The sequence below is a fragment of the Halorubrum sp. B52 genome, from assembly GCF_059752555.1.
Genome location: NZ_MWTG01000010.1, coordinates 78,315 through 99,883, shown reverse-complemented (window position 1 = coordinate 99,883; position 21,569 = coordinate 78,315). Strand labels below are relative to the sequence as shown.

Annotated in this window: 17 protein-coding genes; 6 read left to right on the top strand and 11 right to left on the bottom strand. The window is 64.9% G+C overall.

The features are described 5' to 3' along the window. Positions 1-108: 108 nt before the first annotated feature. On the top strand, positions 109-1,584 hold the full coding sequence (locus B4V04_RS15080; protein WP_498232546.1) for a PQQ-binding-like beta-propeller repeat protein: 1,476 nt from the start codon (positions 109-111) through the stop codon (positions 1,582-1,584). 15 nt (positions 1,585-1,599) lie between these two features. Here B4V04_RS15080 and B4V04_RS15075 read toward each other — a convergent pair whose 3' ends face one another. The 3 genes from B4V04_RS15075 to B4V04_RS15065 form a co-directional block, all read right to left on the bottom strand. Continuing rightward, a complete protein-coding gene (locus tag B4V04_RS15075) occupies positions 1,600-3,900 on the bottom strand; it encodes an oligosaccharide flippase family protein (RefSeq protein WP_498232671.1) in 2,301 nt (766 codons plus the stop codon). A 138-nt stretch (positions 3,901-4,038) separates the two neighbouring features. After that, positions 4,039-4,977, bottom strand: a complete 939-nt coding sequence (locus B4V04_RS15070; RefSeq protein WP_498232545.1) for a hypothetical protein — start codon at positions 4,975-4,977, stop codon at positions 4,039-4,041. A 136-nt stretch (positions 4,978-5,113) separates the two neighbouring features. After that, positions 5,114-6,163 (bottom strand): AAA family ATPase, encoded by a 1,050-nt coding sequence (locus B4V04_RS15065; RefSeq protein WP_498232544.1) that lies wholly within the window; start codon positions 6,161-6,163, stop codon positions 5,114-5,116. Between the two features lie 116 nt (positions 6,164-6,279). Here B4V04_RS15065 and B4V04_RS15060 point away from each other — a divergent pair, with 116 nt between their 5' ends. Then, positions 6,280-7,194: a glycosyltransferase family 2 protein gene (locus B4V04_RS15060; RefSeq protein WP_498232543.1), complete on the top strand. Its 915-nt coding sequence runs from the start codon at positions 6,280-6,282 to the stop codon at positions 7,192-7,194. A 63-nt stretch (positions 7,195-7,257) separates the two neighbouring features. Here B4V04_RS15060 and B4V04_RS15055 read toward each other — a convergent pair whose 3' ends face one another. From B4V04_RS15055 to B4V04_RS15040, 4 genes are all read right to left on the bottom strand, one after another. Continuing rightward, a complete protein-coding gene (locus tag B4V04_RS15055) occupies positions 7,258-8,568 on the bottom strand; it encodes a helix-turn-helix transcriptional regulator (protein ID WP_498232542.1) in 1,311 nt (436 codons plus the stop codon). Between the two features lie 304 nt (positions 8,569-8,872). Next, positions 8,873-9,475 carry a DUF7344 domain-containing protein gene (locus B4V04_RS15050; protein ID WP_498232541.1) on the bottom strand — a complete coding sequence of 201 codons (603 nt, stop codon included), beginning with the start codon at positions 9,473-9,475 and terminating at the stop codon, positions 8,873-8,875. 262 nt (positions 9,476-9,737) lie between these two features. Further along, entirely contained in the window at positions 9,738-10,727 is a 990-nt protein-coding gene (locus tag B4V04_RS15045; protein WP_498232540.1) for a Gfo/Idh/MocA family oxidoreductase, read from the bottom strand. Then, a complete protein-coding gene (locus B4V04_RS15040) occupies positions 10,720-11,862 on the bottom strand; it encodes a DegT/DnrJ/EryC1/StrS family aminotransferase (RefSeq protein ID WP_498232539.1) in 1,143 nt (380 codons plus the stop codon). The genes B4V04_RS15045 and B4V04_RS15040 overlap by 8 nt, the downstream gene beginning before the upstream one ends. A 253-nt stretch (positions 11,863-12,115) precedes the next feature. On the opposite strand from B4V04_RS15040, the gene B4V04_RS15035 reads away from it, so the two are divergent. Together B4V04_RS15035 and B4V04_RS15030 are read left to right on the top strand one after the other, a co-directional pair. After that, positions 12,116-12,733: a DUF7344 domain-containing protein gene (locus tag B4V04_RS15035; RefSeq protein WP_498232538.1), complete on the top strand. Its 618-nt coding sequence runs from the start codon at positions 12,116-12,118 to the stop codon at positions 12,731-12,733. 246 nt (positions 12,734-12,979) lie between these two features. After that, positions 12,980-13,141 (top strand): hypothetical protein, encoded by a 162-nt coding sequence (locus B4V04_RS15030; protein WP_498232537.1) that lies wholly within the window; start codon positions 12,980-12,982, stop codon positions 13,139-13,141. Positions 13,142-13,267: 126 nt separating this feature from the next. Here the strand turns inward: B4V04_RS15030 and B4V04_RS15025 are convergent, their stop codons facing one another. The 4 genes from B4V04_RS15025 to B4V04_RS15010 all read right to left on the bottom strand — a co-directional run bounded on the left by B4V04_RS15025 (position 13,268) and on the right by B4V04_RS15010 (position 19,782). Beyond that, on the bottom strand, positions 13,268-16,438 hold the full coding sequence (locus B4V04_RS15025) for a PAS domain S-box protein (protein WP_498232536.1): 3,171 nt from the start codon (positions 16,436-16,438) through the stop codon (positions 13,268-13,270). Positions 16,439-16,663: 225 nt separating this feature from the next. Further along, a complete protein-coding gene (locus B4V04_RS15020) occupies positions 16,664-17,212 on the bottom strand; it encodes a helix-turn-helix transcriptional regulator (protein WP_498232535.1) in 549 nt (182 codons plus the stop codon). 186 nt (positions 17,213-17,398) lie between these two features. Further along, positions 17,399-18,211 carry a phosphatase PAP2 family protein gene (locus B4V04_RS15015; protein ID WP_498232534.1) on the bottom strand — a complete coding sequence of 271 codons (813 nt, stop codon included), beginning with the start codon at positions 18,209-18,211 and terminating at the stop codon, positions 17,399-17,401. Further along, the gene (locus B4V04_RS15010; protein WP_498232533.1) at positions 18,208-19,782 is read right to left on the bottom strand and encodes an ABC transporter substrate-binding protein; all 1,575 of its coding nucleotides are present in this window, start codon (positions 19,780-19,782) and stop codon (positions 18,208-18,210) included. Before B4V04_RS15010 ends, B4V04_RS15015 begins: the two co-directional genes overlap by 4 nt. Before the next feature lie 891 nt (positions 19,783-20,673). Here B4V04_RS15010 and B4V04_RS15005 point away from each other — a divergent pair. Beyond that, positions 20,674-21,000, top strand: a complete 327-nt coding sequence (locus B4V04_RS15005; protein WP_498232532.1) for a DUF5783 family protein — start codon at positions 20,674-20,676, stop codon at positions 20,998-21,000. Between the two features lie 95 nt (positions 21,001-21,095). Beyond that, on the top strand, positions 21,096-21,473 hold the full coding sequence (locus tag B4V04_RS15000; RefSeq protein WP_498232531.1) for a NifU family protein: 378 nt from the start codon (positions 21,096-21,098) through the stop codon (positions 21,471-21,473). The last annotated feature ends 96 nt before the right edge of the window (positions 21,474-21,569 follow it).

Sequence of the window (21,569 nt, the reverse complement as noted above, 5' to 3'; positions counted from 1 at the left end):
TGTCCGTTCGACTCTCCTCTGCCGGTTTTCACGTTCGACTGCAACTGTCACCCCGTCTTTATCTGAGGAATAATAACCCGTCCACCCGAGCAAACGGCACTCGGAATAATGACAGACATTCCACGTCGATCGGTCCTCGAAGCCGCTGGTAGTGCTGTCGGTACAGCCCTCTTCGCTACGGGCAGTTTCTCTGCCCTCGCACAGGCGAGTGACGAATCCACGGAAGACGGGCCCGCAGCCGACACTCCCGGTTGGCCGATGCGGCGAGGTAACGGCGCGCAAACCGGGTACGCCACCGCTGCTGCTGTCGGTCCATCGGTAACGACGCGATTCTACACGCCGGAATCGACCAATCCGTCCGATCCGACCGAACTGGCCGTCGGTGACGGACACGTGTTCACGACCGAACTTCTCGACGACGTCTCGGGTCGAAGCCGACTCGTTGCCTACGACAAGGAGTCTGGTGAACAGGTGTGGGAGCACGTCCCGCCGTCACGTGGCGATGACGCGACAGCCAGTGGAGTCGGCCGAGTGCTCGACGCACCAGTGGTCAGTGATGGCACGGTCATCGTCGCGAGTGACGGGTCGAACAACGATGGCGAATGGGAATACGGCGGGGTGTTCGCGTTCGATACCCAGACGGGCGCCCTCGAGTGGAAGAATCAAGACGATTACAACTGGCGGAATCCACTGGTCGCAGACGGGACCCTCGTTGCACAGAATCTGGAGAACAACAACGTGAACGCCTTCGATGCTGAGTCGGGGGAGCAGCTGTGGGTGCGCCAAACTGACCTGACCACGACGACTTTGTTCGCGGTTCGAAACGAGACGGTCTACGCCCGTCTGGAAGGACCCGATTCCCGCTATCTCGTGGGCTTATCCGTGGCAGATGGGTCCGAACAGTGGCGTCACGAACTCCCTGCAGACGTCGCCGCAGCGCAGCGACCCGGCAACGCGCCTGACGCAGCCGTCCACGACGAGACGATCTACTACGCGACCCAAACCGAACACGAAAACGCCCTCGTCGCCCAGTCGCTCGCAGACGGGAGCGTCAAGTGGAATTGCTCGCTCACTCGGTCGTGTGGCGACCCCCGTGACACGCTCAGTGAGCTCGTCGTGGCCGACGGCTCTGTCTACGCCTTCACGACAGTCGACTCCTCCGTGGACGCCGCGATCTCTGCATCGCTGTGGTCGGTCGACACGGCGTCAGGAACGCGCGAGTGGGTCTGGACCTCACCCTACCCCCTCTACGGGTCTCCAACGGCCACGGACGGCCACGTGTACCTCGGGACGGACGCCCCGCTTACCGAAGACGCGTCAGGTCGCTACTACGACGTCGCACCGATCAGCGAGTATCCGACGGTCGTCGCCGTTGACACCGCAGACGGAGAGGTGTCTTGGGCGTACGCCGAACCGCCAGAAAGCGGTGGAGAGGACGAACTGTTCGCCCAAACACCCGTCGTGACCGATCATGGAATCTACGTGAAAGCAACCGGAGATGACCGTGATTCGTCGACGAGAGTGTTATCGCTCGCGGCGACTGACGACGAAATCGGCCCAAACCACCGTCCGAAACGACTGTAGCATTCCGCCTGCGCTCTAACTCGACTGAAACCACGGCGTCCCGCTGGTGGGGGGCCACGACGAGAGAAGCCAGTTCCTCGCCGTCGTGGGACGCCCCGTCAGGAACGCCGACCTGTCGCTATACGTTGCCGTGACGCTCTCGGTTGTGGTTGCCATCGTCGTCAATGACAACGTTGTGGTAGTGTTCTCGGTCGTGCTGTTCTCTGTCGTAGTGTTCTCGGTCGTGGTGGTGTTTTCAGTCGTGCTGTTTTCCGTCGTACTATTTTCCGTCGTAGTGTTCTCGGTCGTGGTACTGTTTTCCGTCGTACTGTTTTCCGTCGTACTGTTTTCGGTCGTATTGCTGTCTTCAGTCGTGCTGTTTTCGGTCGTATTGCTGTCTTCAGTCGTGCTGTTTTCGGTCGTATTGCTGTCTTCAGTCGTGCTGTTTTCGGTCGTACTGTCCTCGGTCGTACTGTCCTCAGTCGAACTGTCGTCCTCGGTCGTACTGCCGTCCTCGGTCGTGGTTGGCGGATCGTCCGTCGATGAGTCTCCGCTCTGATCCGTCGAACCGTCGGAGGTGTTCGACGGCGAGTCCGTGGTCTGCGTCTCGTTCGTCGACGACGGCGCGTCGGTGACCGGTTCGGTGTTGTTCACATCCGGGATCGGCGAGTCGCCGTCGATGGACGGCCTCACGTCAATGCCGGGCACGCCCGCCGCGAGCACGACCCCGGAAATCGAGAGGAGGATACCGAGGACGAGGAGGGCGCGTTGAAGTGTGTCCGCGTGTCGGTCGGTCCACGACGTGGTCCTCCGCGAGCGCCTCCCGACCCCGCCGGGGCCGCCGTCGCTCGCGAGGGCGGCGGATGCGCGCGACCCTATGGGGTCCGGGAGCGACCCCATCACGTCCAGCACCTCGTCGACCCCGACGGCGCCGACCAGGAACGCCGTCGTCACGAAGACGAGGAACCCGATCGGGGGGACGACCGCCAACGCGACGAGGCTGTTCTCGAGCGTCACCGAGAGGAGGTAGATGGGGACGATCGCGATGGCTCCCGTCGCCAACACCCGACCGACTCGCGCGTCCGAGAACGGTTTAAATCCGAGGTGACGGGCGCTGAGGAGGTTGAACACCGGCAACGACGAGTAGCCGACAGTCGTCGCGACCGCCGCCCCGAGAATTCCGTATCGGGGGATGAGAATCGCGTTGAGGCCGAGGTTCAGAAGCGCTGCGGCCCCGGTCGCCGCGATGAGCGGTTTCATGTCCGCCTTCGCGTGACTGATGGCGAGGATCGGTCTGACGATGGCGAATCCGATCGTCCCGGGGAGGAGAATGAGGAGCGGCGTGACGACCGGCATCGCCCCGTCACCGAGATACAGCGGGACGAAGTCCTTCGCGAGCGCCCCGAGCCCGATCGACAACAGCACGACGACGAGCATCCCGTACCGGGTGACTCGCGACGCGATCTCGTTTATCTGGTCGATGCGGCCCTTCGCCCAGAGGTCCGAGACGGACTGGATGAGCATCGACTGAATGGACCGCGGGATCACCCAGAGGAACTGAGTGATGACCAGCGCGGACTTGTAGTAGCCGACCTGCGTCTCGGTGACGACCGAAGCGAGCATCAACACGTCGACGTGGTACATCGACGTGAGGAACAGCATGTAGACCACCGAGAGGTGGTTGAAGCTGAACAGCTCCCTCGTCGGGAACCCGCCCGGCGACCTGGTGACGACACCGCGGAGCGAGATGTTGGTTCGAAGCCACCACAGCGCGAGCAGGGCGACGAGGCCGTTGACGACGATGAGGCCGACCATCATCCCCCCGATCTCGAAGCCGAGGAAGGCGATTCCGATGAGCGCGATCCGCGAACCGACCTTGTTGAATACGCGCAGCGGTTCCGAGAGATGTTCCTGCTTGAGGCCCATCAGCGACCGGCGAGAGAACTCGCGGAACTGCGTCGCGATAGTCAGTCCCGCCAGGCCGTAGAAGCCGACGACGTACTGCTCACCGAGGTGCTGGGTAACGAGACCGAAGCGCGCCGCGCCGGCGAACGCCAGCGCAGTCAGCACCGCGAGGAGCGTCCCGAGGCGGAAGTAGTAGCCGAAGACGTGCGTCTTCCAGTTCCGAATCGAGCGCTCCTCGGAGAGGAACTTGCGGGCGCCGCTGTTGATGCCCGAACTCATCAGAATGGTCGAGATACCGAACACCGCCGTGAGGGTGCTGTAGCGTCCGTAGAGTTCGAACCCGAGGGTCGTGATGAGAATCGGGGTGAGCACCACCGACGACAGCACGATGAAGATACGCCCGCCCACGACGGAGAGGAACGCCGTGACCATGTTCCGACTCACGGTCGATGCCCCCGCTCGTCGCGCTCGACGAGTGACATCGGCCGTTCGAGACGCCTCTCTCGGTGGTGTCTCGGGTACTGGTCACGTGCTGTCCGGTGGCTCGTATACATTGACAACGGAGCGATCTCAGTCAGACGGTTCGATCGCGATCGTGACCGAGTCGCCGTTCTTGAGGTAGTACTCGTTCGGGTCGACCGACTCACCGTTCACCTTCACGGTGGCCGCTCCGTCTTCGCCGTCGAAGGCGTACGCCGTCCCGTTGTAGGTGATGGCGTCGTCGCTCACGTTGATGCCTTCGAGCGTCGACATCGCGTAGCCGACCGTGACGTGCGCGGAGTGCGCGTGCCACGGGCTGGCGTGTCCGCCTTCGAAGTGGAAGTGGTCGTTGTGGCCGGCCTGCTGATACTTGTCACGACTGAAGTCGAGCTCCTCACCGTCGACGGTGAAGTCGATACTCCCGTGGACGTGGAGGTCCTCCGGCGGGATGTACTCGCCCGGCGTGGTGACGTCCGCGTCGTCAGTCACGACGAGAACCCAGATCTTGTCGCCGTCTTCGAGCGTGTACTCCTCGGGGTCGACTTCGTGGCTGCCGACGCGGTAGCTGATCTTCGTCCCGTCAGTGGACTCCTCGTAGGTCTCTCCGTCGTAGGTGAGCGTCGACTCCTCGGCCTCGACGCCGGCGGCCCCGAGCGCCTCCGAGAGCGTCACGCTCTCGTTCGTGTACCAGGTGTCTCTGTCGGCCATGTTGATGGCGTCCTCGCCCTCAGCGTTCGCCGAGAGGTCGACGCGTTCCTCGCCGACCATCGCGGCCATTTCTCCGGTGTACTCCGCCTCAATAGAGGTCGACGCGTTCGAGTCGGACTCGTTCTCGTGGCTGTGCGAGTCGCCGTCCGATTCGTTCGATCCCGTCGTCGTCTCCGACGTGTCTGTCGTGTTCGTCGTGTTCGAATCGGCCGTCTCAGCCGCCCCTTCGCCGGCCGAGTCGGGTGTTGCCGTTCCCGTATCGCCGCCCGGGAGACCCGCACAGCCCGCGGTCGCCACCAGCAGTCCGACGATGAGCGCCATACTCGCGCGTTTCAGTGTCCGCGATTGCCGTTCCATATCCGGTTCGTTCATCACAATGCCCCTCCGTTATTATCGACCTGGTAGCCCCGACTTATCGGACCGGTAAAGCGGCGGGCGCGAGCGCGGGCGAGTCCGCTCAATGCGTCTCGTTCGGACGCTCGGAGGTCGTTTCGGCGTTCTGCGAGCGAGTTGTCACGCTCGCAGTCGCGCCGACGGTGCTCACGCCCGCTTCACCGCTGACCCTCGGGGCCGTGACTGCGGAGAGCAGTTCGTCGACCAGTCGCGTCCGGTCGACGCCGTCCACCGTCGCCTCCGCGGCCGGAACGAGACGGTGTGCGATGGTCGAGTGGGCGACGTCCGTTACGTCGTCCGGGACGACGAACTCGCGCCCCCGCACTGCGGCCGTCGCCCGGGCGGCTTCGAAGAGGTGCTGGCACCCGCGCGGGGAGACGCCGACGGCGACACGCTCGTCAGAGCGAGTCTGCTGGACGATGTCAACGATGTACTGCTTGATTTCGTCGTCGACGCGAATCCGCTCCGGGACCCGTTGCATCACGAGGACGCTCCCCTTCGAGAGGACCGTCGAGACGGACGGCGTCTGTTCGTCCCGAGCGTCGCGTCGGTCGAGTAACGTCAGCTCCGCCTCGTCGTCGGGATAGCTGAGGGTGTCCTTGATCAGGAAGCGATCCTTCTGCGCCTCCGAGAGCGGGAACGTTTCCTCGCCCTGTTCGACGCGGTTCCGTGTGGCGATGACGACAAACGGTTCGGGAAGCGGATGCGTCTCACCGTCGACCGTCACCTGCCCCTCGGCCATCGCTTCGAGGAGCGCGCCCTGCGTCTTCGGTGGGGCGCGGGTAATCCCGTCGGCGAGGACGACGTTCGCGAACACCGGTCCCTCGCTGAACTCGGCCGATCCGTCGCGTTCGCCGCCGACGTGCGTCCCGGTCACGTCGGCGGGGAGGAGGTCGGGCGTGAACCGGATCCGCGAAAACGAGAGGCCCAGCGCGGTCGCGAACCCCCGTGCGGTCAGCGTCTTTCCACTCCCCGGTACGCCCTCGAGGAGCACGTGTCCCCGTGAGAGTACGCCTGTGAGGATCCGTCGGAGGACGGCGCGGTCAACGACGACGGCACGAGATACCTCGTCGAGGACGCGCGTACTCTGCGTTTGTAACTCGGTGGTGTCCATATCCCCCCGCTCGGTCCGTCCGACTATTATTATCGGAGCGATAAGCCGCCGGCCGTCGTCCGCGTTACCGGAGCGATAATAAAGCACTCTCCGTGACGAGTCTCACTCGATTCTCGATGCCTACTGTGAGCGTCATTATCCCCACGTACAACCGAGCGGACGTCCTGCCACGGTCCATCGACAGCGCGCTCGACCAGACGTTGGAGGACGTCGAGGTCGTCGTCGTCGACGACGCCTCCGACGACGACACGGCGTCCGTCGTGAACGAATACGACGACTCGCGTCTAACCTACCTCGAACACGAGACGAATCGAGGCGGCAGCGCCGCCCGAAACACCGGCATCGAAGCCGCGACTGGCGATTATATCGCGCTCCTCGACTCGGACGACGTGTGGGCACCAACGAAACTCGAACAGCAGGTAGAGACGATAGAACGGCGGTCCGACGAGTGGGTCGCCGCCTACTGCGGAACGACCGTCGTCAACGATGAGGACGCGGCTCCCGGGTGGGAACGCCTCAAGTCGTTCTTCGGAGGGCACAGCTCGAGAGAGGGCGCAGAGGGCGGCGAAGAGCTCGTAAAGGATGTGCTCATGGAGAACCTCCACACCAGCGCCGGGTCGACGCTCATCGTCGAGTCGGACGTCGTGGACCGGATCGACGGGTTCGACGAATCGTTCGACCGGTATCAGGACACCGAGTTCCTCATCCGCGTGCTCAAGCAGGGGAAGTTGGCTTACGTCGACGAACCGCTCTTACGGCGCTACCCGTCGGGCGGTCCGAGCGCCGGTGCCGTCAGGGAGGCGAACAGACACTTTCTCCGGACGTTCGCCGACGACGTCGTCGAACTGGAGACCGAGGGGTACGACGTGACCGGCACCCACCACTACACCCTCGCGTCGCTGTATCTGCGAGAAGGCCGGTTCGACACCGGGCTCTCGTTCCTCCGCGCCGGGACGACGCCGTCGCCGAGTCAGCTCCCGAGCCTCTGTTTCAACGCGCTCAAAGGCGTCCAGACGCGACTCGACGCCTGAAAACGGGCGGTCGGAGGCCTCTCGGCGGGACCCCCGAGAGACGGACGCGGCCGTCGGCCGCCGTCACTCGTCGAACGGCGACCCGAACCCCTCGGGCATCGACCCCTTCTCGGCGACGACGTTCTGTCGCCCCACGCTGACCTTCTCGATCGTCCCCTCGTCGGCCATCTGAGAGAGCAGTCGGCTCACCTTCGATTTGGACCAACTGGTCTCCTCGACGATGACGCTCTGATACACCCACCCGTCGTTCTCGCGGAGGATCTGGAGGACTCTGTCCTCGTCAGTCAGTACCGGCTCCGACGACCCCTGACGTTCCGCGCGGTCGAACCCCGGTGCGACCGCTGGCTCGTCTGTATCGCGTTCGGCGGACGCCCCGTCGTCGGCGGACGCCCCTCCCGCCCCGAGCCACGAGGGAACGTCCCGGTCGACCCGGTGCCGCCACGAGGGCCAGGCCCAGCGCGCCGTGACCGCGAAGATACCGAAGAGCGTCAGCCCCGCGAACAGGAGCATCGGCGTGGTGCGGCCGTCGGCCGGGTCCGTCCCCAGCCGCACCTCCAACCCGTCGTTCAGTCCGTCGCCGTCGGTGTCCACCTTCGTCGGGTCGATCCCGTGCGCGTACTCGTAGGCGTCTGACAGGCCGTCGCCGTCCGTGTCGGCGTCCGGGTCCTTCGGCGCCAATCCGCGTTCCACCTCGACGCCGTCGGGAATCCCGTCGTTATCGGTGTCCGGGTCCGTCGGGTCGAGCGATCTCGATAGCTCGGTCGCGTCGGACAGGTTGTCGTCGTCGGTGTCGGCCGACGTCGGCGACGTGCCGTAGTTGTTCACCTCGGCCCCGTCGCTGAGGCTGTCCCTGTCGGTGTCCATCAGGAGCATCGAGGTGTTGTGCGACAGCTCCTCTGCGTTCGAGAGCTTGTCGCCGTCGATGTCGCCGTCCTTCTCGACGACCCTGATGCGTATCGTGTCGGAGCCGACCGGCTCGGACTCGCCCGGAGAGCCGGGCCAGAGGACGACGGTGACGTTCTGCGTCTCCCGAAACGCCGAGAGGTCGGCGAGGTCCATCGTCACCGTTCGGTCCCCTGACGCGGCTCTCTGGTTGTCGCAGACGATCTGCGCACCGGTCTCGTTCTGCACGCAGACCTTGTAGAGCTCCGACCCGTTAGAGGGGGGGACCGTCACCCGCAGGCCGTTGGGTTCCGACTCCCAGAGGTACGCGGACCCGTTGGCGCCTTCGACCGGAACCGGGTCGGTGAACTCGGCTTGGACGATCGTCCCGTTCTGCTGTGCGACCGGTGCCGCGGTGACGGACGCGGGGGCGACGATCGTGACGAGGACGAACGCGGCCATCACCAACAGGGCTCGGGTCTGAGACATCATTACGACGAATGTGGCTCTGTGCGGGTGTCGCCACTCGGACAGTGGTGTGGAGTTACCCCGCAATCGAGTGTCCCGCCTTTTCGGTCCGGTCGGGAGCGCACAGTTATATTCATCAGATCCAACAGTGTGGTATATCACTGAATCACGCTAACCCATATTAATCTCACGGAGGGCGGATCCGGCGACCTCCGGTGGTCGTACTGGGTACTCACCGCGCTAAAGCGCTCACATGCCCACTACGCACCGCAAGCGGCGGTTACATCGGGACAGTCGGCGCCTGTCCGGGCGTCTGGTGTGGAAAGCGTTATTCGTCGGCCGCGGCGCCGGAGTCGTCGAGAACTTGCCAGAACGAGAGCGCGGTGTACACGCTCATGACCGCGAGGGCGACGAACAGGTGCGGAACGGAACTGATAGCGGGGACCCCCAGACCCGACGCACCGATCAGGAGCGCGCTCACGCCCGACACGCCGAGGTAGTACGTCCCCCACGCGTGCTCCGACTCGTCGGCGTCGGCGTCGGACTCGTCGTCGTCTCCCGGCTGTTCGAGGTGGGCGATGAGCTTCTGGGCGGCGGGGTTCTTCTCGACGATACCTCGGCTCTGGTTGTAGTCGATGATCCCCTCTTTGTCGAGTTTCGGGAGATGCGCCTGGTACAGTGCGATGTACACGCGCTGCCGCTGATCGGACATCAGCGCCTGCACCGTCGTGTCGTGCTCCCACGCGGCGACCTGCTCCGCGATGTCGCGCATCTGGACCGGGCCCTCGCGGCCGCGCAGATACTCGAGGACGTTCCGGCGGCGCTCGTTCTGGAGGAGGTGATAGATCTCGTCAGCGTCGAGCGCCGTCGTCTCTTCCTCCGCTTGCGGTTCGAGCAGCGAGTCGTCGGGGACGTCTACTTGGGCAGTCATCGTCGCTCGTACCATCACGGAGGGACCAAATAAACCGGTGAGATAGTTCCGGATTTTCCAAATGTTTTCGGCTGTTTACGCCCGGCTCTAAGGTATTTCATTTCCGTTTCCACGACTGTTTCACACTGTTTCAACCCCCCAAATCGCAAGACGGGGGCATTGTTGGGTTTTCAACAACCGTCAGACATCGTCGGATCGAAAATCGGCTTAATTCGGATTGTTGCAGCCGGTTACGTCGGTTCACGCCGCCGATCGGCGACGGTCAGTCCGCGTCGGCAGAAATGTTCGGGCTATCGGCCGATCCCGACTGCGCCGCGCTGTCCAGCGATTTCGTCAATTTCAGCACGCGGAGCCCCTGCTTTCCGTCCACGACGGGGTCTTCTCCCGTCTCGGCGGCGTGCGCGAACGAGCTGAGTTCGCTCTTCAGGGGTTCGACCTGTTCGACGGTGAGCGTCTCGACGAAGTTCTCGTGTCGGTGGCGCACGAAGGAGTCGTCGTCGATGTGCGCCGGCACCGACGAGCGGTGGATTTCGATACTCTGGTCGATGTAGTCGACCTTGACGCGGCACTCCTCCGCTGAGATGGTGAGTCCGCGGACCTTCTCTTGGGTGACGCGGCTCGTGGTGAGAGACGCAGTCACGCCGGAGTCGAATCGGAGGGTTGCGTTGGCGTAGCGGCAGTCGGGGGTGCCGACCGAACTGTACGAGTCGACGTCGCCGTCGACGATGTCGAGCACGATGTCGAGGTCGTGGATCATCAGATCCATGATGACCGAGTCGTCGATGGCGCGGTCTATCGGCGGCCCGACCCGTTCGGTCGACACCGCGTAGATGTTCAACTCGTCCACGAGGTCACGAAGCGTCTGGACCGCGGGGTTGAACCGTTCGATGTGGCCGACCTGTAACGTGAGGTCGCGCTCGTCCGCGATGTCGATGAGCTCTTGGCCCTTCTCGGGGTCGGCGACGAACGGTTTCTCCACGAGCACGTCCACGTCGGCTTCGAGCGCGCGCTTCGCGTTCTCGTAGTGGAACTGGGTCGGCACGGCGACGGAGACGACGTCGACGACGTCGAGGAGATCGGCCATCGACCGCGAAGTCGTCCCGTACTCCGCGGCGACGTCCGCCGCGTTGTCGTCGTCCACGTCGAAGACGCCGACGAGGTCCGTCTCCTCGAGTTCGTCGTAGACGCGGGCGTGGTTCTGCCCCATGCTGCCGACGCCGACGACGCCCGCGCGGACGGGGTCGTCAGTCATTGGACACCTCCATCGTCGTCCGCGCGGGGTCGGTCGGCGGCTCGACGGTCACCTCGTCGCGGAGGACGCTCCCGACTCGTTCGACTTCCTCCTCGTCGAGTGCCGGATGCACTGGGAGTGACAGCGCCTGATCAGCGACGCGCTCCGCGGCCGGGGCACTCACGTCGAGTGCGTCATATGCGGGTTGGTCGTGGATACATCGCGGGTAGTACACTCCGCTTCCGATCCCGTGTTCGTCGAGCCGCTCGGCGACCGAATCGCGGTTGCCGACGCGGATCGTGTACTGGTGGTAGGAGTGCCCACAGCCGTCGGGACTCACCGGTGTGACGGCGTTCGTCTCCGCGAGCAGTTCGTCGAGTCTCGCCGCGTTCTCACGGCGGCGCTCGACGAACCCGGGCAGCCGTTCGAGTTGCGCCCGCCCCATCGCGGCGGCGATGCTCGTCATTCGGAAATTGTGTCCGAGCGAGACGTGTCGATACCCGTCGGTCTCGCGGCCGTGATTGATGAAACTCGCCGCGGCGTCGGCGACCTGTTGGTCGTCGGTGACGACCATGCCGCCCTCGCCCGTGGTCATGTTCTTCGTCGGGTAAAACGAGAAACACGCGGCGTCGCCGAGCGACCCGACCGGGCTGTCGTGGTACGTCGCCCCGTGGGCCTGTGCGGCGTCTTCGACGATGGCCACGTCGTGCTCGTCCGCGAGTTCGCGCAACCGGTCCATCGGAGCCGGGAGGCCGTAGAGGTGGACGACGACCATCGCGTCGACGCGTCCATCGAGTGCCTCGAGCTTCGCCTCGACGCGTTCGGGGTCGAGGTTGAACGTCTCGGGATCGACGTCCGCGAACACCGGCGTGGCGCCCGCGAACCGAATGGCGTTCGCCGTCGCGACGAACGAGAACGGCGTGGTGAGCACCGTGTCACCGGGCCCGACACCGACCGCTTCGAGCGCCGCGTGGAGCGCCGTGGTGCCGTTCGACGTCGCGACGGCCTCGTCGGCGTCGCAGTAGTCCGCGAACTCGGCTTCGAACTCGCGAACTTCGGGACCGTCGGCGATCATCCCGGACTCGACGACCGACTCGATGCGCGAGACCTCTTCGTCGCCCAGGATCGGATTGGCGATGTTGACGTCTCCGCTCATAGACGCCTCCCGTCGCCGTCGTTCGTCGCGCTCATGCCGTCTTCGGACGGTCGCTCGCATCCGTCGTGGAATAGGTGTGATCCTCTCATAGCTTCGCGTGCGGTCCCGCTCCCGCTGTCGGGTTCCAAGTCCTATGCGGCAATTATTATGGGTCAGATAAGGGTCTCGGAGGCTAACAAGGGGAAATATCCCGAATCAGGCCCCAGCGCCACCACGGGTTTTATTTTTATAGATCCCATAGTTCCTCCCGTCAATGGTACCCCCTTGGTCGCCGACCGGCTCGGACGACCTCGAAGAGGGGTCGGGGCCAAGGCTCGACGACAGACCCGACCTCGGCGGCGTCTCCGAGCCGCTGCGCCGGGACACCATCGTCTCGATCGTCGACGAACGCCCTCAGACCCCCGTTACGATCGGTGAGCTGACCACCGCCCTCTCGGAGTGGTTCGAGGAGGAGACCGACGGAATGGTCCCCACCGACGAGGAGATCCACAGCGTCCTCTACGACTTCGACCTCCCGCACCTCGACTCGGCCGGCCGACTCGAATTCGAACGAGAGACCGGTCAGGTGTTCTCGTCGCGTGCCGCCGACGCCCTGACCGCGGACGAGACCGACGACGCGACCGCCGACAGCGGGGCGCGCCGACCCACCTTTGCGACTGAACGGACCGACGATAGTCGCACGGCGATGCGGTCCATCGGAGACGGCGAGGTATCGGGCGAACGGGCCGTCGAACTGGGGGTGCTCCTCTTCGGCGTCGCCGGCGTCGCCCTCGCCGTCTCAAGCCTCAACCCGTTCGGTACGTCCACCTCGCTCATTCCCGCGGCACTCGTCGTGCTCTTCTTCGGCCGTCGAGCACTCGCGCGCGACTGACGGGCGGGTACGGTGACGGTCCGCCCCGATCGCGTCGCGCTTCCCGTCCGTAACGGCAGTCCGCACCCCGGCGGAGCTACGCGTACGCCGGAGAGGGACCCCAAGACTCCCGTCGCTGACTCTCCCGGAGCGCTTACACACCTGATAAATAAATGTCGGTGCATCGATTGGCACTCATGGTCATTCAGGGATCGACAGGCGGTACCGACACCTCACGACGGCGCACCGGAGGCGATGCGTAAACCGATGTTCACCGGTCAGTTCGCGCCGGTCAGCGCGGCGTTCGTCGCACTGGCGCTCGTCTCCTCGGGACTGGGCCACTCGGAATACTTCGACGTCTCGATGGTTCGCGCACGGCAGTTCGTCTCCCTGTTCATGTTCTGCGGGACCGTGTCGCTCGCACTGTAACCGACTCGGTCACCGCCGTCGACGCTGCGCCCGGGGAGCGAACGCGAGTCCCGGCATCGGTTCGGTCGCGGTCCGCCTCCGTCACCGACCCGGACCGCGCTCTCGCGCTCGCGGCGATGCCCGCCGTCACTCCAGTCGCTGTTTGACGATGCTCCCGACGACTTTGTTGTGTGCGGTGCGAAGGTGTTGAGACAGCGTTGCCGCCGACACGTTCAGTTGGTTCGAGAGCTCCGTCCCGTCCGTATCGCGTGGCCACTCGTAGTAGCCGGCCTGATACGCCGTCTCCAGCACCTCGGCCTGCCGACCAGTCAGTTCGTCTGCGACCAGCGTCGCGAGACGCTCTGCCTCGTCCTCCGGCGAGACGGGGCGCTTGGCGATCACTTCGAGGTCCGGGTACAGCTCGCGGAACCGCTCGATGACCGAACGGATGTTCGTTTCCGTGGGGAACCGAGCGTCGATGGAGACCGTATCGCCCTCGACGACGACCTCGCCGACGCGACCGCCGTAGACGGCGACGGTCTGCATGAGGGGCGCGGTGTCCGTACTGATCGCGAGCGACCCGTTCGCCGCGTGGTCGCTGAGGACCTCGGCGGAACGGACCCGCTCGTTCTCCTCCAAGACCTCGGCGACGTCGGCGGGATCGATGCCTTCCGTACGGATGTACTGCCGGAACGCCCCGTCGCCCGTCTCGACCGAACTGGTGAGCGTCACGCGGCCGTCAGTGCCCTGCGTGAGGTCGGTGAAATCCGAGAGGCTCTCGGTCAGCTCCATCGATATCTCGGTCATCGACTCTTCGACGAGCGCCTGCTTCCGGTCGACGGCGTTGAGGGCGTATCCGACCATCTCTCCGAGTTCGGCGAGCAGTCGCTTTTCGCGCTCGTCGAACGCCTCGGCCTCGCCGCTGTAGACGCAGAGGACGCCGTAGGGGACGCCGCCGTACTCGATGGGGATCGACGCGCTCGATTCGAACCCGTTTTCGAGCGCGTCCTCGCGCCACGGGCCGAACGCCGGGTTGTCGGCGATCCGCTGGACGACCGAGATGGTCCCGGACTCGAGTGACCGTCCGACCGGACCGGCCCCGCGCTCGCCGTCGATCCTCACGTCGAGGCCGTCCACGTACTCCGTCTCGTCTCCGGCCCACTCGATGGGAGTGACCACGTTGCGGGCGTGGTCGCTCTCGCCGATCCACGCCAGTTCGTACCGCTCGTCGTCCGCGAGCCGCTCACAGACCGCGGTACGGATCTCCTCGCGACTCCGCGCCTGAACGAGCGCCCGGTCGATGTCGCGAACGACGGCGTTGATTCGGTTCAGCGTGACGAGTTCGTCGCGCTGGTGTTCGAGCTCACGCCGCCGCTCCCGCTGCTCGGTCATGTCCCGGATGACTGCAACGAACCCGTACACGTCACCGCCGTCCTCGTCGGTGATCGCCCGAAGGACCACGCGGCCCCAAAACGGGCGGCCGTCGCTGGTCTGTACCCACCCCTCGTCGTACGACTCGCCGGAGAGGGACGCTTCGGTCAGGTGTGACTCGGAGAGGCAGCTGTCGTCCCTATCGGCAGGGGCGAACGACGAGAGGTGTCTTCCGGTCGCTTCGTCCGCATCGTATCCGGTGATGACCTCCGCACCGTCGTTCCAGCTTTCGATACGCCCCTCGCGGTTCACGGTGAAGATGGCGTATCCGGAGACGTGCTCGACGAGCGACTGGAACCGGCCTTCCTCCCACTTGAGGCGGTCCTTCGTGTTTCGCTTCTCCGTCACGTCACTGACGAACCCGGCGAGACGCGTCCCGTCTCGCGTCTCGACGCGGCGCCCGCGCTCCCAGACCCACCGGGTCGTGCCGTCGCGGCGGGCGATCCGGTAGTTCACCTCGAACGTGTCGCCGTCTTCGAGTTGCGATCGGATCGACTCCCGGGCGTTCCGTCGGTCTCGCGGGTCCACGACCGTATCGCCCCACGAAACGGTCGACTGGATCTCTCCGGCGCCGTACCCAGTGAGCGACTCGACGGTTCCGGCGACGAAGTCCATCTCCCATTCGCTGTCGTCTCGGCACCGATACGCCATCCCCGGGAAGCTCTCGAGGAGCGACTCGCGGATCCATTCGGTCTCGGCCAGCGATCGCTCCGCGGCCGCCTCTTCGGTGACGTCCTCGAAGACGTGAGCGGTTCCGCCCTCGAACCTGCCGACCTCGACCGGTTCCGCCTCGTGTTCGAGCACCCGTTCCTCCCGGTCGTAACTCTCGGTGACCCGGGCGGTACGGCCCTCCGGTCGGTCGTCGCTCGTCGACTCGGCGCCTGAGAGACGCCGCGTGAACTGCTCGGCGTCGGCGAGCACCGACGCGAGACGGTGTTCGACGAACAGCTCGTTGTCGCTGCCGACGATGTCGACGGGGTCGATGCCGACGTACTCGGCGAACGAGTCGTTCACCCACACGATGTCGTCGTCGGCATCGACGACGTACGCTCCCGCGTCGACCTGTTCGAGGGTGTGGGCGACCGATCGCCACTTTTGACGACGGAACAGGTTCTCGACGGCGCACTCGATCGTCTCGGCCACGTGACCGAACAACGACTCGCACGCGTACGCGCCGAGACGCTCCTCGACAGAGAACGTCGCGACGCCGTAGAACTGGCTCCCGGTGACGAGCGGAACGAACACTAACTCGTCACCGGCGATATCCGACCGCTCCGCGTTCGTCTGTGCGGTCGACACTCGCGTGACGTCGCGGCGGTCGACGGCGTCGACGAACCCGCCCGGGAGCTCCGGACCGAACTCGAGGTTCCCGACGCCGTCCTGTCGGTCCGCCGCAGGCTCCCCGGTTTCGACCTCATCGATCCGAACGGCGCGGATCCCGTCGACACGGTGGAAGCGATCGGTCAGTCGGCTCTGGAAGTCGGCGAGGCTCGACGCGTTCGTTCCCAGTTTCGACACGTCGGTGAGGACGTCGTCGAACCGCTCTCGAACCGCGAGTCGCGCGCGTTCGCGTTCGAGTTCGGCTCGCCGGTCGTGCTCGTCGGTCACGTCACGGAAGTAGACGGTGAGGCCGGACTCCGAGGGATACGCCCGGACGGAGAACCACGTCTCCAACGGCTCGAAGTACTCCTCGAACGAGACGGGTTCCTGCGCTTCGACCGCTCGGCGGTACTCCCGGTAGAACGTCGTGTTGCGGGCCTCTGGGAACTCGTCCCACACCGCCTCGCCGAGGAGATTTTCCTCCTCGGCGTCCAGCACCTCCTCCGCGCGATCGTTGAGATGCGTGAACCGCCATCGGTCGTCAAGCGCGAAGACCGCGTCCGTCATTCGTCCGAGGACCGTTTCCTTCGAATCCTGTGGAACAGTTGTCTGAGATGTCATCGGTGTCTCTGTTACCCCCGGTCGCTGTCCCCGACGCGTACCCGCAACGCGCATCGAGGTCAGTCCCGAAACGAGCAGCGCAAATACTGATACGCGTCCATTTCTCGAAGGAACCTAATTACTTTGGGATCGAATCGCCCCTCAACGGCAACGTGGCGTGTCGGAGGGCGGTCAGTTCTCCCGGTTCTGCGGCAGGAGAACGAGCTTCCCGGTTCCCTCTCGTCGTCGCTCGATCCGCCCCTGAGTCTCCATCCGACAGAGCGTTCGACTGATCGTCGAGTCCGTCCAGCGGGTGCGTTCGACCAACGCCGACTGTTCGACCACGCCGCCTTCGACGATGAGGACTTGGAGGGTGCGGCGCTCGGGATTGAGGAGTTCGGGGTCGACACCCACCAGCGGATGGTCGGCGTCCGTCGCGGAGACGCGGGATTCGACATTCGTTCGACCGGAGTCCGAGCCGGCAGCCACCGCAGACCGCTCGTCCGACTGCGTACCGAGAGCGGCGGACGACCTGCGGGACTCCGCACCGGCGGACCGTGTCGCTGCAGCGTTCGTTTCGACGACCGTCCAGAGGGAGAGCACGACGGCGGTGAGCGCACGCTTGAGCGTCGAGAGAACCGGCGTACGCGGTGACGACCGTTGGTTGGATGAAGACTCATCCTCGATCCGATCGGGGTAGAGGAGGGACGAATGAGCTTCGTCGTCGGTTCGTTTCGGCATATCGGTAATACCGCCTTCACGGTGTTGGGTCTTCCACCAACTATGTTTGGGATGCCCCGGAAGGGCGGGACGACCTCGCAGTGGAGACGCGCTCGACAGCCTCACGGACCACCGGCCGGTACGTCGGTACGGGGCGGACGGTGAGAACGAACGGCGACGAGGACGGACCGCCCCGGTCACGGGTGGTTATGTCCCGTTCGTGCGGCGGTCGATGAGCCGGTCTCCGACGGCGACGCTCACGACGCCGAGGACGCACCCGGCGGCGACGTCGACGGCCCAGTGGATTCCGAGATACATCGTCGCGAAGGCGACCATGGCCGCGAGGATCGGGGCGACGACCGCCCACACGGGATACGTCCTCCGCGTCCGCAGGGCAACGATGGCCGTCGTCACCGACAGCGAGGTGTGGAGCGAGGGGAAGACGTTCGTGTTCACGTTCACTTCGCCGGTGAGGATCTGCGTCTGCGGGTACGTCGCGTAGAGGAGCGAGTCGACGTGCTCCGGGAGGAGGTTTCGCGGCCCGTACGAGATGAACAGGATGTAGCAGGTCAGCCCGATCACGTAGTTCGCCGCGTACGCCACCGCGGTGAGTTTCAGCGGTCGCCGGTCGTCCGAGAAGAGGTAGGCCACGAACGGGAACGAGAGCAGGAAGACGTACCCGGAGAGGTACACCGTCGAGAAGACGGCAGTGAGCGCGGGCGTCGCCAGCGACTGGACGTGTCCGACGAAGTCGCCTTCGACAGCGTAGATGAGGCCGGTCACGTTCCACCCAATGGCCCACGAGACCGCCGGACCGACGTCACGAGCGACCTTGTTTACGACGAGTACCACGGCGAGCAACCCGAGGTACGGCGCGGCGTCTCGAACGCGCTCACGGACGGTGCCGACGCTGAGCCGAAGCCGAGTCGGACCGACGACGAGGAGCGTCGCACCGAGGAGCGCGAGCGCCGCTCCACTGAGGACAGCTCCCAGTATCGACAGCAGGGGCGAGGCGTTCATTCGTCTATCAGAAGCTCGCCGTCAGACGAATACGTGTACCCGGCGTCAGAGAACGTCGACTTCGCTCTTTTGACGTCGAGGGAATCGGTCCCCCGTTCGCCGAGGAACTGGACTTCGGCGAGCGAGTCGTCCCACTCGTCGCCCTCGGGCGCGTACCGCGTCGTCCCGAGCGGAGACACGACCCGTGTCGCCTCGCCGTCGAACAGCGTTTCAACGAGGGACGACCGGTCCACGAGTCGGGCGACCGCCCGTCTGAACCCGGCATCGTCGAACGGCGGCCTTCGGTGATTGTAGCCGACGTGATAGCACCACTGCGGTTCTCCGGTTTCCACGGCGAGTTCGTCGTCTTCCCTCGCCTTCTTCGCCGCTCCGGGGGACAGCGAGTTCGCCGACGCGTCGAGGGTGCCATCCGACAGCAGTTCGACGACGGCTCCACCGGACGGGAGGACGGTGAACTCCAGCGCGTCGAACGAGAAGCCGCCGTCGAACTCGACGAGCGACTCGCCGACAGTCCCGGTCGAGAGGAAGTGCGACTCGAACGGTTCCATCGAGAGCGACTCTCCCGGGGCCGCCTCGGTCACCCGAAGCGGGCCGCTTCCGACCGGATCGAGGTTCTTCCGCTCGAGTGCCTCCGTGCGGTCGCTACCGTCTATCCGGACCGCTTTCGTCCGGCGCGCGTACTGCTCCCAGACGTGTTTCGGGAGTATCGGGACCGACAACGCGCGCTTGGCGACCGACTCGTCCACGTCGCCAAACTCGAGCGTCAGCTCGTGCGACGACTGCGTGGTGATCTCGTTGACGAGCGACGTGCGGCCACGGTACCGCGGCGACGGGACCGGTCGGTCGAGCGACCCGAGAGCGGTATCGGAGAGGAGGTCGAACGTGAACGCCACGTCGGATGCGGTTACCAACCTCCCATCGTGCCACTCGACGCCCCCGCGGAGGTCGACGGACAGCGCGTTGGAGTCGCCCGCGTGCCACGTCCACGACGAGGCCATCCACGGTCGAACGGCTCCGTTGTACGTCCGGCCGAGCGAATCGTAGATGAGCCGAACGATCGATCTGCCGGCCCGGAACGACGCGGATAACGGGTTCAGGTTCTCGGTCGGTCGCGCGTCGGTCAGCGCCATCCGAAGTCGGGTTTCCGAAGTCGACGTCGCCGTCGTCGACGTCGTCGCGGTCGAATCTGAGTCGACCGTTCGGGCCGAGAGGTACGACAAGGCGCTGTGCGGCGGTACGCTGCCGGGCCATTCGACCCGATCAGGGCGACTCGCCCACGTCGAGTCTGGGACTGCGATGGGGGTGAACGGCTGGTTCTCGACGAGGCGGGATTGGATCTCACGTAGCGTCGAGGTCCGAGCTGTTCCGCGTTCGGTCCGCTGCCGCTTCAGTAGTTTGTCGAGCGGTCGGTCCTCGGTGCCGAATGGATTCTGCCACCCGCCGTCGGGTGCAAATCGGGAGTGCAGGGCCGGACGAAGAAAATCCGGGTCTCGACGGAGCGGGAGGCGGTAGACGTACATCTCGAAGTTGTGGTTCGTGAGGACCGACTGGCGGAGTTGCTCGCGACTCATTGGGACGACGGTAGCACCGATCCCGACCTGTTGGAGTTGCGTCGCTAGGTATCGCGCGAGTTTCATCGCTGCCGCGTCCCCGTCGGCAGGAACTGTCTTGATTCGTACTGAGAGCGGTCGCTGTTCGTCGCGGGAGGCTGCGGTCTCGACCCGCCGAGTACACCCACCCGTCAGCCCGACACCGGCGAGCGCCAGAAGCGACCGTCTACTGAGTTTGAGAGATGACATCTTCGAAGGGGGCAACCGTTGCAATACGCCCTGAAGTAGGACGGAAGACGTTATTACTCGGGACCTAAGCGTCCGCTATCGAATCGGAGAGGCCACCCACTAAGCCGACCCAGGAGCGCGTCGACTGCGGCCCGCCTCGATCAAGGGAATCCGCGACCGAACATCTCAGCGCCCGAAGTGCGACTCGAGAGTGAGATCGCCCAGAACACTCCCGGAGAAGGCCCGCTGACGAATGGACTACCACTCGTGTTTACAGTGAGTGCGTTGCGCTCATTGCCCCGGTGCCGGTCCTGCACGACCGATCGGATGGCCCTTTACTGAGCCTACCGATCGGGAGCGTCAGCCCATCCAGCAGTACGGAAATCTCGCGGTTTCGTCCGCTCGTCCCGTCGTTCAATCACAGAAGCTCAAGATCGAGTAGTAACTAGAGCGGGTCACCGCGAGTCGACGGCAATTCCGTCAAAACTGACTCCTCTCCTGGCACTGCAGTCTGGCACCGAATGCTATTTTGATATCGCTAAATACGGTTTATTCGGTCTCGATCAGCCTACCGGGCAGTCGCCGGACACGGTCGTCACGCTGCCTCTGTCGTGGTGTCTGCCCATCTTAGCCACTCGGCCGCCGATCGAGCGCCTTTTTCCCCGTCGAATCCTCGCTCAGAACATGGCCGACGAGTTCGACCCCGAGAAGTTCGAGGACAAGTACGTCCACTACTTCCAGGAGCTCCAGCGCGCGTACAAGAACGCGTTCAACCACATGAACGAGCGCCACGACTCCCAGCTGATCCACGGGATCGACCAGACGATCCTCAACGAGTCCGAGCCGTTCTACGAGGACGGCGAGTTCTACGTCGAGCTCCCCGAGAACCCGCGCGACCGGCTGGAGGGCGTCCTCGTCGATGATGAGACGTTCGAGGAGACGCTCGAGGAGTACGTCGAGCGGATCGAGACCGAGCTCCACCGGACGTTTCAGGTCGACCGGCCGGAGTAGCGATCGCCACCGGCTCGTCGCCCGAAACGTCGGTTCTCGCGGTTCGAGTCCGGTCGAACCAAAGGCATAAGCCCGCCGACCGCCAATTCGCTGGCATGAGCACGGACACTGCCGACGGGGAAAACGAGCTCCGCGAGCGGATCACGAACTTCCTGCGGCGCAACTTCCCGCAGATCCAGATGCACGGCGGGAGCGCCGCGATCAGCCACCTCGACCGCGAGAACGGCGAGGTCACGATCCAACTCGGCGGCGCCTGCTCCGGCTGCGGGATCTCGCCGATGACGATCCAGGCGATCAAGTCCCGGATGGTCAAGGAGATCCCGGAGATCGAGACGGTCCACGCCGACACCGGCATGGACTCCGGCGCCGACGGCGACCTCGGTGGGACCAGCAGCGGCGGCATGTCGCCGTCGTTCCCCGGCGAGACGACCGACGACGACGGCGACGACGAAGGCCCGCAGGCCCCGTTCTGAACCGCCCCCGGTAGCTCTCGATTCTCCGTTTTATCCCGATTTCGACGCCGTAGCGGCGCGTCTCTCGATCTTCCGCCGTGGCGCCGTCGTCCGTGC

Coding starts and splice junctions, on each gene's coding strand:
- B4V04_RS15050 (WP_498232541.1), bottom strand. CDS start 9,475: ATGACTGCCCAAGTAGACGTCCCCGACGACTCGCTGCTCGAACCGCAA.
- B4V04_RS15070 (WP_498232545.1), bottom strand. CDS start 4,977: ATGGCGCTCATCGTCGGACTGCTGGTGGCGACCGCGGGCTGTGCGGGT.
- B4V04_RS15040 (WP_498232539.1), bottom strand. CDS start 11,862: ATGAGCGGAGACGTCAACATCGCCAATCCGATCCTGGGCGACGAAGAG.
- B4V04_RS15000 (WP_498232531.1), top strand. CDS start 21,096: ATGAGCACGGACACTGCCGACGGGGAAAACGAGCTCCGCGAGCGGATC.
- B4V04_RS15025 (WP_498232536.1), bottom strand. CDS start 16,438: ATGACGGACGCGGTCTTCGCGCTTGACGACCGATGGCGGTTCACGCAT.
- B4V04_RS15055 (WP_498232542.1), bottom strand. CDS start 8,568: ATGATGTCTCAGACCCGAGCCCTGTTGGTGATGGCCGCGTTCGTCCTC.
- B4V04_RS15045 (WP_498232540.1), bottom strand. CDS start 10,727: ATGACTGACGACCCCGTCCGCGCGGGCGTCGTCGGCGTCGGCAGCATG.
- B4V04_RS15035 (WP_498232538.1), top strand. CDS start 12,116: ATGGTACCCCCTTGGTCGCCGACCGGCTCGGACGACCTCGAAGAGGGG.
- B4V04_RS15075 (WP_498232671.1), bottom strand. CDS start 3,900: ATGGTCACGGCGTTCCTCTCCGTCGTGGGCGGGCGTATCTTCATCGTG.
- B4V04_RS15060 (WP_498232543.1), top strand. CDS start 6,280: ATGCCTACTGTGAGCGTCATTATCCCCACGTACAACCGAGCGGACGTC.
- B4V04_RS15020 (WP_498232535.1), bottom strand. CDS start 17,212: ATGCCGAAACGAACCGACGACGAAGCTCATTCGTCCCTCCTCTACCCC.
- B4V04_RS15005 (WP_498232532.1), top strand. CDS start 20,674: ATGGCCGACGAGTTCGACCCCGAGAAGTTCGAGGACAAGTACGTCCAC.
- B4V04_RS15080 (WP_498232546.1), top strand. CDS start 109: ATGACAGACATTCCACGTCGATCGGTCCTCGAAGCCGCTGGTAGTGCT.
- B4V04_RS15065 (WP_498232544.1), bottom strand. CDS start 6,163: ATGGACACCACCGAGTTACAAACGCAGAGTACGCGCGTCCTCGACGAG.
- B4V04_RS15010 (WP_498232533.1), bottom strand. CDS start 19,782: ATGAGTCGCGAGCAACTCCGCCAGTCGGTCCTCACGAACCACAACTTC.
- B4V04_RS15015 (WP_498232534.1), bottom strand. CDS start 18,211: ATGAACGCCTCGCCCCTGCTGTCGATACTGGGAGCTGTCCTCAGTGGA.
- B4V04_RS15030 (WP_498232537.1), top strand. CDS start 12,980: ATGTTCACCGGTCAGTTCGCGCCGGTCAGCGCGGCGTTCGTCGCACTG.